The sequence below is a fragment of the Butyrivibrio sp. FC2001 genome, from assembly GCF_000424125.1.
In the GTDB taxonomy this organism is placed as follows: domain Bacteria; phylum Bacillota; class Clostridia; order Lachnospirales; family Lachnospiraceae; genus Butyrivibrio.
The window spans coordinates 378,297-388,365 of the sequence record NZ_AUJH01000004.1 but is presented as its reverse complement, the minus strand read 5'-3'; the positions used below and the strand labels follow the sequence as shown (position 1 = coordinate 388,365).

At 39.8% G+C, this 10,069-nt stretch carries 8 protein-coding genes and 1 pseudogene; 1 reads left to right on the top strand and 8 read right to left on the bottom strand.

Annotation, left to right across the window (positions count from 1 at the left end; all coding sequences use genetic code 11):
- The 5 genes and pseudogenes from G601_RS0103915 to G601_RS21845 all read right to left on the bottom strand — a co-directional run.
- The coding region (locus tag G601_RS0103915) for a site-specific integrase (protein WP_026664529.1) at positions 1-680 on the bottom strand (680 nt) is incomplete at its 3' end.
- Between the two features lie 305 nt (positions 681-985).
- Positions 986-2,071, bottom strand: coding sequence for a tyrosine-type recombinase/integrase (locus tag G601_RS0103910; protein WP_022766958.1), 1,086 nt, complete (start codon positions 2,069-2,071; stop codon positions 986-988).
- Positions 2,072-2,199: 128 nt separating this feature from the next.
- Positions 2,200-4,413: an EAL domain-containing protein gene (locus G601_RS0103905; protein WP_026511803.1), complete on the bottom strand. Its 2,214-nt coding sequence runs from the start codon at positions 4,411-4,413 to the stop codon at positions 2,200-2,202.
- A 225-nt stretch (positions 4,414-4,638) separates the two neighbouring features.
- Positions 4,639-4,767, bottom strand: a pseudogene (locus G601_RS27415) (4Fe-4S ferredoxin); the annotation flags it as partial.
- Positions 4,768-4,850: 83 nt separating this feature from the next.
- Positions 4,851-6,338: a radical SAM protein gene (locus tag G601_RS21845; RefSeq protein WP_013282476.1), complete on the bottom strand. Its 1,488-nt coding sequence runs from the start codon at positions 6,336-6,338 to the stop codon at positions 4,851-4,853.
- A 164-nt stretch (positions 6,339-6,502) separates the two neighbouring features.
- Between G601_RS21845 and G601_RS0103890 the strand changes: the two genes are divergently transcribed.
- Positions 6,503-7,087 carry a TetR/AcrR family transcriptional regulator gene (locus tag G601_RS0103890; RefSeq protein ID WP_013282475.1) on the top strand — a complete coding sequence of 195 codons (585 nt, stop codon included), beginning with the start codon at positions 6,503-6,505 and terminating at the stop codon, positions 7,085-7,087.
- Positions 7,088-7,236: 149 nt separating this feature from the next.
- On the opposite strand, the gene G601_RS0103885 is transcribed toward G601_RS0103890, so the two are convergent.
- The 3 genes from G601_RS0103885 to G601_RS24665 are packed head-to-tail and all read right to left on the bottom strand — an operon-like array spanning position 7,237 to position 9,813.
- Complete coding sequence (locus G601_RS0103885) at positions 7,237-8,439, bottom strand: MFS transporter (protein ID WP_026664527.1); 1,203 nt, start codon at positions 8,437-8,439, stop codon at positions 7,237-7,239.
- Positions 8,440-8,485: 46 nt separating this feature from the next.
- Positions 8,486-8,854, bottom strand: coding sequence for a fluoride efflux transporter CrcB (crcB, locus tag G601_RS0103880; RefSeq protein ID WP_013282473.1), 369 nt, complete (start codon positions 8,852-8,854; stop codon positions 8,486-8,488).
- Positions 8,855-8,886: 32 nt separating this feature from the next.
- Positions 8,887-9,813 carry a GNAT family N-acetyltransferase gene (locus G601_RS24665; protein WP_013282472.1) on the bottom strand — a complete coding sequence of 309 codons (927 nt, stop codon included), beginning with the start codon at positions 9,811-9,813 and terminating at the stop codon, positions 8,887-8,889.
- Positions 9,814-10,069: the final 256 nt, after the last annotated feature.

Genomic DNA, 10,069 nt, shown 5'->3' with positions numbered 1-10,069 from the left:
GTAATAACGCGTACTTTGTCTTCATCGCCACCTTTTCTTACAATACGCAGATATATTTTTGTTTTATCAGTTTTGTCGATATCGGAAATGTTAAGCCCGACAAGTTCGGAAATACGCATACCGGTTCCAAGCAAAGTCATCATTATCGCAAGATCTCTTGAAACCATGCGCTCATTGTATTTAACTGCATGCTCAGACATTTTATCCTGACTTTTGATAGCGGTTAAAAGCGCCGATACCTGAGAATCTGAAAGCTTTATTACATCATGTGCTTTAATCTTTGGGCCTTCTGTCAGAGCTGTCGGATTTTTAGTGATCATTTCATTGCCAATATAATATGTATACAACGTCCTGAGTACTGAGAGCTTCCTGCATTTCGCATTATTTGACAGTTCCTTGCCGTTTTCAGACTTTGCCATGTAGGATTCGATGTTGTTCTGGCGCAGTTTTTCAAGATCAGTCACTTCAAGGTGTTTTACCGAATCTTTTTTGGCAATTACCTGCACAAATCTAAGAAAAACATTTATTTCATACATATATCCAAGGATTGTGTTTGTTGAACGCCCCTTGGCTACCATGTGGTCATAGAAATACTCGACAAATTCTGGCATTTCATTTAAAAGCTCATTTATTTTCTCATTGTTCTTTATATCAAGCTGATCTCTGTATTCGTGGCTCATAATCATCCTCCCATCAAATTATAGCATATCTTTTGACAAAACTCGCATTTAATAGAAAGATATATTGCCTGAATAATAACATTTCTTTTTCAATTTTTCACATGATTTTTGTCGGTTTAAGCTAAAGTTGTAATATGTTTAAAGATAGGAGTGTAAAAAGTCAAAAATACGGCTTTTTACACTTTTTAACTTAAAAAAATAAAGCTTGAAAATGTAAAAAGCCGTACTTTTAAAGAAAAATCTGTAAAAAGCCGAATGGATTAAAGCTAAAATTGTAAAAAAACGGGCACTGTAGTGTGTGCAATTTAATCATTATCCTGGTTATCATCAGTTCCATAAACGTCTACCTGGGATGCCTGTCTTTTATGTTCTTCTTCTATAGCAGCATAGTGTTTAACAGTTGTATTTACGTCTTTATGTCCCAGAACATCAGCGACCATATAAATATCACTTGTCCTGTTATAAAGCGCTGTACCATAAGTTCTACGGAGCTTATGAGGGGTGAGTTTTTGAGTAAGTCCTGTGTTTTTTCCATATTTTGAAATCATATATTGGATGCTTCTTATCGATAAACGCTTATGCTGAAGAGATATGAAGAGAGCAGGTTCTTCAGAATCATTGAGTAGGGAAGGGCGTTCATGATTGATATAGTCCCTCAGCGTATTCCGGATAATCTCGTTTATGTAGAGATGATCTTCATCGCCGCCTTTTCTGACGATAGTAATTGTATTTTCATCAAAATTTATATCTGAAAGATCAAGCCCTGCACATTCCGAGACGCGGATTCCAGTATTTAACAGAAGAGTTACAATTGCCAGATCTCTTTTTGCAGTAGGTTCAGACATGACTTTGGAATGGTAACTAGCAGAATTCACAGCTGCGACAGAATCCATTAGAAGCTGAACCTGGTCAGGATACAGCCTTCGGATATCTTTCTTTACCTTTTCTTTCTTCTTTACAGCAGCTTTCACTGTGGGATCAATCTTAAGATAGTCATATTTGATCAGATATTTATAGTAATTCCGCACAGCCGCCATTTTTCTTGCAATTGCACGTTCTTTAGCAGGCTTTACATTGCCTTTTTTATCCGGTTTGTGGCCTGATGCAACATAATTTTGGAATTCATTGATGTCCTGAGGGCCAAGATTTTCGACAACTTCAAAGGGGATATCTTTGATTTCAAGATTCTTGCACAGTGGATTCTTTTCCTTGAGAAATCCGTAGAAAAATAGAATATCCTGCGCATAATTAAAAGCGGTGCTTTCCTGATATTTGAGAAGACATTCCTCAACAAATCCATGTGTATGCTGAGGAAGAATGTTTTTAATGCTTTCAGTATCTTTACGGCGTTTCTGCCTCAATGAATTGTAATATTCTGAATTTTCACCCATGACTTAACCCCTCCGCTTTTTCTAAAATAATCGTATCACAAAAGGGGAATTTTGTGCAATGATATTTGCGTTAGCAACGCGTTCCAGCGGGAGGTGGACCCCCTGTCTGACATCGTTCTTTATTGGCTTTATTTCTTTGTTGGATATTCCGTTAATTCTTCAAACTCATCTACCGGCATAGGCTTGTAGAAATAATATCCCTGCATTTCCTCACATCCAAGACTTCCGAGGAAATCAGCCTGTTCCAGTGTCTCAACACCTTCTGCGATAATAGAAGTTCCAATAGCATGGATCATCTGGACCATGTAGCTAAGTATTGTCCGACCCATCTTTTGGTCACCTGAACCGGTAATAAATCGAAGATCAAGCTTTATGCGATCAAGGATAACTTCTTTTAACATATTCAGTGATGAGTAACCACTTCCAAAGTCGTCCATTTCAACTTCAAAGCCTGCTTCACGAAGTTTGGTTGTTGTTTTGATGATGGTATCGGAGTTTTCGACATATGCGCTTTCCGTTATCTCAATACGAAGTTGACCAGGCAATAGGTTATAGAACTCTTTTAATGTATTAAAGTGGTCGGCTACATCAGGGTTCTTTACTATATCAAGTCTTGATAGGTTTACTGATACACACAGTTGTCTGCCCTGATCATTCCATCGCTTCAAATCCTTACACACAGTGTCCCAAACGTGACAGTCAAGATCATAGATAAGCCCAGCATCTTCCAAAACCGGAATAAATTCTCCCGGAGAAATGTTTCCATCCTTCTTGCTTTTCCAGCGGCAAAGAGCCTCTGCACCAGTTATCATCCCAGTCTTATAGTTGACCTGTGGCTGATACCATACTTGTATTTCCCCAGACTCAATAGCTGCAGGAAGGCGACTTGCGATACCGGCACTTTTCCTTCCCATGTCCCACTGCTTTGGGTTATAAAACTCAAATCCTTCTTTCTTGGATTCTCTGACTTTTCTTTCTGCAATGCGGGCATAATCAAGCATCTTATCCACGTTTATGTCTTTATAGTCATCAGGCATAAGAACATAAATACCAGAGCAGAGCCTTACAACAAAGTCTTTTCCACGATCGCTAAAATAATTGCGAACAGGAGTCAAAATATATTTTTCATCCTGAAGAATCTGTTCATTGCCGCCAATACATCGAAGGATAACAAAATGATCTCCATCATACCTTCCTATAGCTTCTTTATCGGTAAGTACTTCAAGGCTTCTCTCAGTCCAAAATTTTAACAGCTCATCTCCGGCCTTCCAGCCAAAGCTGTCGTTGATGAACTTAAAGTCTTTTATGTTGTTATAGGATATCGTATACGGTGTATCAGGGTTGTTAGTGAGTAGTTCCTCAACTTTTTTACGGAATCCATTGTGGCTGAGCACACCAGTGAGAGGATCGATATCCTCCATTATCCGCATCTTTTCCTTCTGCTCTTCAAAATATGCTTTCTGTCTTAGGACAAGCATTATAACAAGAGCAGCAAAAAGGATAGTCCCAATAATAAGGAAGTATTTATATTGGTAGAGATAGTCTTCAAAAGTATATACATAAAGATCTCTGGTAGTGTAATCAAGGGCTATAGCCTGTTTTTTGGTTTCAGGAATAGCTGCAATTCCTTCGTTCAGAAGTTCAATTCGTTTTTTTCCCTCTGGGGTTTCAAGAGTTCCGGCACGAAAATCCATTGAAAACATGGCAGAAGGCTGTACTTTAAGATCATTATAGGATGGCTTTTGAAGCACATAGCTCCACGCATATGAGTTATGTAAAAGTGCATCTACCTCTTCATTTCTAAGCGCTTTAATGCAATCAGCCATGGAATTGTAAAGGTTTATCGTTATTCCAGGGTATAACTGCTTTACAGTTTCTGCTACTCCGCCCTGTGATTTTAGCATGCCTACTCTGATGGTATTTATGTCAGAAATAGAGTGCTTATCTGTAGTCACAAGGGTAAATGGGGTCTGGATGAGATTGTCAGATACGATGGTCGCTTGACCAGATGCACTTGAAACAGCACTTCCAAAGGGCATAACAAGATCGTACTCAGTACTATCAAGGGCTTCCTTAAGATTTGATTCACTTATAGCTTTGAATGCGACATTGAAACCAGCTTCTTTGGCAGCGGATTCCATAAGATCAACGCCGATTCCTGCAATCTTGCCGTTGTCTTTATCAATGTAAAACATAGGACATCTGTCTACAGGCACACCGACTGTAAATTCTGTAGCAGGAGAATCAGACGAGGCATAAACAGGCGTCAAAAAGACTCCCAGATAGATTACCAGGAAAAGGAGGGCTATGCTGATAGTAGTATGGATCCTTTTTGATTTCATGATACACTCGCCTTATTGTTTGTTCTTTGCTTTAGATACTCACACTTCATTCTAACATTATTATGTTAAAATACGATAAATAATAAATAACAAATCGATAAAGGCGACTTCTAGTATTCCGGCATTGCTAACTTATGCGCATACGGGACTTGAACCAGGGATTCACGGAGCACCATTAGAACATAAAAAAAGTGTTCCGACGCTATATGAGTCATCGGAACACCATAGACCGACGCAGCATGGCATTTCCATCCTTGCAATAGTAACATCCCTTATGTCCTTGTTACTGATAACTTCTGTCAGTTTCTCAGTGTAATCTCCCTCATCCGGTTTGGGACATCCGATCATTGTAAACCTGCCTTGCATCAGAAAAAGAAAAGTATAAAACTTTATTCGACAGGGTAAATGAAACAACAATACTATAAAATTCGAGGCATTTAAGCTCTCTTATGTTTAAAGTGATGCTGTCTGGGTTTGTGCTTAAATGCAACTATGTTTAGAGGCTTTTCATCCTTTTTTGCATAATTCTCATATGCCTTCTTATAGTGTTTCTGTCCGGCCCAGATATCGTCAGCTACAGGCGCCCACTCTTTTGCGTAATCATCACACTTTGCACACAGATGCTCAACACTTTCTTCGGATTCTTCATTTGTACCATGAGCTTCTGATCTTTCGACCATATCCCTTAAAAGAGCCGGATTTTCAAGCATAGGGCACGGTCTTAAATGGTTCTTATTGAAAGGCTGGCCCTTATGGTATTCCATGAAAAGAGGACTTTGAAGCATCTCAAGTATTGAATGTGTATGTATATTGGTGTTGGAGAAGTGGACAAATACGCATGGTTCAGCATCTCCACTTGAATTGATGTGGAAATAGTTTCTTCCGCCTGCGATGCAGCCACCGACAGCTTCACCATCATTCTGGAAGTCCATAGGGAAGAATCCCAGGTCACATTTGACGCTTCTAAGGAACCTTATCTGATCCACCATCTTCTTTCGCTGCTCTACTGTAGGCATAAGCTCAGGAACAGCATTGTTTCCAACCGGCATGTAGTGGAAGAAAAATCCGAATCTAGCACCTTTTTCAGCAATGAACTCGATGAACTTGGGATCAGTCACTGCCTCGATGTTGTTTCTTGTATAGCAGATGGAAGTTCCATAAACTATTCCGTACTTTTTGAGTAGATCCATGGCATTCATTACTGCATCATAATGACCAAGGCCACGTCTTGCGTCATTAGTCTCAGGAGTTCCCTCGATAGAAAGCTGGAATGTGAGATTTCCAAGCCTTACAACTTCTTTACAGAAATCCTCATCAATAAGTGTTGAATTGGTATAGATAGAGAACTCAACATCATTGTGCTTTTCTGCCAGTTTCAAGATATCTTTCTTCCTTACAAGAGGTTCTCCTCCTGTCATCATGTAAAGATATACTCCCAGCTCTTTTCCCTGGGTAACGATTTTGTCCATATCTTCAAAAGACAGATTGTGCTTAGGTCCATAAGTACCTGACCAGCATCCCGCACAGTGCATATTGCAGGCGCTTGTAGGGTCAAAAAGAATAAGCCATGGGATATTGCATCCGTATTTTTCCCTGTTTGCCCTGATCATTTTTGTGCCTCTGAAAAATGCCTCATAGCCAAGATTGAGCATCATCATCTTTGCAACATGCGGATCTGTCTCATCTATTACTTTATTCAAAAACTTAACCCATCTGTTATCCGGATCTTTAAATGCCGCTCTTACTTTATCAAGGCTTTCTTTTCTGGCTCCATCTTTACCCCAGAATTTCTCTGCCTGGTCAACAAGCTTAAGATAAGTAGCAGTCCTGTTCTCCGTTTTATCGAGATTTGCAAGGAACCTGTCAATCAGTATGCTAAAAGCCTGTCTTTGTACTTTGTGAGAAATGTTTTTTGCTAATTCCATACTTGTTATGCCTCCCCAAACGATGCTACAATTATTCTGATGTAACAAGTGTAACGCCACAGCATATTAATAACAATGGCTCTACCATCGGACATGACAATATTTCGTTTAAGTGAACCGATGTTACATTCTTGCATTTTTTGTAACGTCGAGAGGGAGAAAAAATGAAAAGCTCAAAAGAATCTTTAACAGAAATGCAAAAAAAAGAAGTTCTGAGGATGAATAATAAGGAGTCCAATCAGCTGACAAGAGAGTGTCTGCAGCTTTCGCTTATGCATCTAATGAGCGAACACCCTTATGAGAAGATCACCATCAGCGAGATAGTACGCCGTGCAGGAGTATCAAGGACGGCGTTCTATCGAAACTATACAGATAAAGAAGATATCCTGCATGAGCTTGGGGATGAAATAATAAAGCGTATAGCGGAGATCAGCGAAAAGCCCGAACTGCACGAAAACCCACATCTGTGGTTCGAAGATATTTTTCGGGCTGTCAAAAACGATAAAGATATAATATCTCTGTTTGACCAAGCCGGAATTCTTCAGAATGAACTCTTTCTTGAAAAAGCGGTCTCAGAGCGGCTCTATCCTACAGCTGACCCAGAAAAGAAGTATCTCAGACTTGCTGCCGAAGCTGCCATTTTACAAATACTCATAAGCTGGTTCAGGGATGGGATGCAGGAAGACGAAAAACAAATGGCTGATATCTGCGTAAATATCTTTGATAACGCTTTGAGCAGACTGCCATAATTAACAAGGACCTCTTCTAACATGAGAAATGATCCTTCCTGGCGTAAACGAAGTAATTCTTGCGCATATGAAGCTTGACCCCGGAATTCCCTTAGCACCAATAGAACATAAAATTCGGATATAATGCTCATTCCAGCAAACTGGAATTGTTAGCACTCTGTCTTATTGCACCGGAGGCATAAAACATAAAATGCAATCGCCAGAAACTGTGATACCACAGACACAGTGACAAGATACACAGGATTCAAATCATACAGGGCACCGAGAAGCCAACTGCCCAGAAACCACGCAATACCAAATCCTGTCTCAAATATTCCGAAACCGGTGCTTCGCATGGAACGCGGGACGATTCCGCTGACAGCTGCTTTCATAATACTTTCCTGCGCCCCCATTCCAATCCCCCACAGAATTATCCCAGCTCCGATCAACCAGGCATTTCCAGTCATAAAAACAAAATATGAGAAGAATGTGCTGCATAGTGTGGAAATGATCAGAGCCTTCAGCCCGACCTTATCATAAAGCCAGCCAAAGAATAGTGCAGCAAAGGCATCCACAGCCATTGCCCCAGCATATAGCAGGCTGAGCATGGATTCATTAAATGCTCCGGTATTAGCCGAATGAAGTGTGATCAGGGTGAAGTCTGCAAAGCCAAAAGCAAAAAAGCAGATGGCCGCCATGAACAGAACAAATGACTTCCTGAATTCAAAGCTTGCCGGTTTATCTTCCTGCTTTTCAAAGATCTCCGGATCAGGGTATCTTATCTTTGCTGTCAAAACAAGAGCTATGGTGATCATTGCAGGAACAAGCAGTATCGCAAAAGAGATTCTATATGTTGTAAAAAGGTCGTCTGTACCTTTTACAAGAGCTGTTACAAAAAGCAGTACCGGTCCGAGAAACGCGCCAAGCTGATCCAGAAACTCCTGATAGGCAAAGCCTTTTCCGGTTCCGATCTCGCTTGCCGCAAAGCTTACCAATGTGTTTTTGGCAGGCTTTTTTATCGCTTTTCCGATACGCTCCAGGATCACAAGCCCGCAGGCCCAAATCCAGCCATGTTCAGGTACGAGTGCCAGTGCAGGAATCGCCAGAGCCTGTATTACATAGCCTGTGATAACAAATGTCCAGTATTTCTTCGTTTTATCTGCTATAAATCCTGATATGAGCCTTAGTGAATACCCGCACAATTCTCCTATACCGGACACAAATCCGATGGTTGCAGCGGATGCCCCTGCGAGGTTCAGATATTCGCCCAATATGCTTCTGGCGCCTTCATGAGTCATGTCCGAAAACAGACTTACGATTCCCATCAGGGTTATAAATGTTATGGCGCCAGACAAAGCCTTTTTTTTATCCATGTTCTACTCCACTAATCCCGATTTGCTTATTTCATTATCCTGAAATTCAAAGTTTTATTATCGTCGCAAGTTTCTTTCCGCATAGAATTCCAAATATGCAGCAACAACAACTCAGTACCACATATAATCCGCCATTCATATATTGTTTCTTCTCAAACAAATTAAAAGCTTCAAGGGAAAATGTAGAGAATGTGGTAAAACCTCCACACACCCCTGTCTTCCAGAAAAGAATGGTATTATCAGATACACTTTCTCGGTTACTGGTAATTCCAACAACGAATCCAATTAGTATGGCACCGAGGATATTTGTAATCAGAGTTAATATCGGAAAATAAGTCTTAACAGGAATCAGACTTATTGCATATCGCGCTACTGCACCCAAGGCACCACCAAGTGCTACAAATAGAAAATTCATATCAACCTCTCTATTGTCATATATACTGAAATTTAAAAAGTATTCTCTGCCTTACTCTTAAGATAGCTATCAGCCTTTTTAAGCATCTCTTTTTTGTTATCATACTCTATGGTATTGATAGCATCTTCAAGTTTAAGAATCTTCAGAGCTTTGACCTCGTCTGGTCTTGTTATGCTCGGAGATGAGTCTTTATACTTAGCAAGGAAATAAACTACCTGCTTTGTCACTCCAGGTTTTTCTGAAAGCGTATACTGTTCGCTTGCTCTAAATTCAGTGTCTAACTCGACTTTCAGATTTGTTTCTTCCTTTATTTCACGAAGCGCAGTTTCTATTTCAGTCTCGCCTTCTTCCATATGTCCTTTTGGAAAGCTGTGAGATCCGCTCATCTCCTCAACTAAAAGATATTTTATTACTCCACCGTCTATAGTGTATACTATTGCCCCGCAAGATTTTTCAAACTTATCATTGAATTCTTTTTTACCCAGTTCCATGTAAATATAAAGAGAAGGATCTTCTCCTAAAGCAATAACATACTCAGGCATTTCTTTCTGAATAAATCCCAACTTACGGTACAAATTTATTGCCTTGGCATTAGCTGGATGGGGATCAACCCACAGATTTTCAGCTCCTTGTTTAAAAGCTTCTTGAATAGAGTATAGTAGCGCCTGCGTTGCAATCCCTCGGCCCCTGGCAAATTCAAATAACTTAATATCCAAAGAAGCATTTTTAGTTTCCGAATCAATACGATATTGAGTCTCACCGCAGTATTTGCCATCTTCAAAAATTGAATAATGATTTTGCTTTGGTCTTGCAGATATGAATCTATCTAACCATTCTCGTACTGCTTCCCCTGTCTCATGCAATCCTCCTGGCCAGATATACTGCATGACGTCTTCATCTGCCCACAGGTTTTGTATATTCTTGATATCATCATATGTTGATTCTTTAATAGTTATCACTTAGTTCAGCCCCTAAATCTTTAGTTTGTCTTAGTCAGTTTTAACTGAAATCTAATCAGCGAAATGAATCACTTCTACAGATTATAATGTCCTAATTTTCTCCACAACTTTTTTAAACTCATCATATCTAATTTGCTCAGAAAAGGTTTCATACCCTTATATTTTAATAGTTGAAACAAATAAAGAAAAGCCTTGTCATCAAGGCCTTTCCATTATAAAATCCATCTTTAGTTATCAGTTCTCGAATCGGCGAATT

Excerpts from the sequence above, each read along its gene's own strand:
- G601_RS0103910 (WP_022766958.1), bottom strand. The coding sequence starts at position 2,071 with ATGGGTGAAAATTCAGAATATTACAATTCATTGAGGCAGAAACGCCGT.
- G601_RS0103905 (WP_026511803.1), bottom strand. The coding sequence starts at position 4,413 with ATGAAATCAAAAAGGATCCATACTACTATCAGCATAGCCCTCCTTTTC.
- G601_RS21845 (WP_013282476.1), bottom strand. The coding sequence starts at position 6,338 with ATGGAATTAGCAAAAAACATTTCTCACAAAGTACAAAGACAGGCTTTT.
- G601_RS0103890 (WP_013282475.1), top strand. The coding sequence starts at position 6,503 with ATGAAAAGCTCAAAAGAATCTTTAACAGAAATGCAAAAAAAAGAAGTT.
- G601_RS0103885 (WP_026664527.1), bottom strand. The coding sequence starts at position 8,439 with ATGGATAAAAAAAAGGCTTTGTCTGGCGCCATAACATTTATAACCCTG.
- crcB (WP_013282473.1), bottom strand. The coding sequence starts at position 8,854 with ATGAATTTTCTATTTGTAGCACTTGGTGGTGCCTTGGGTGCAGTAGCG.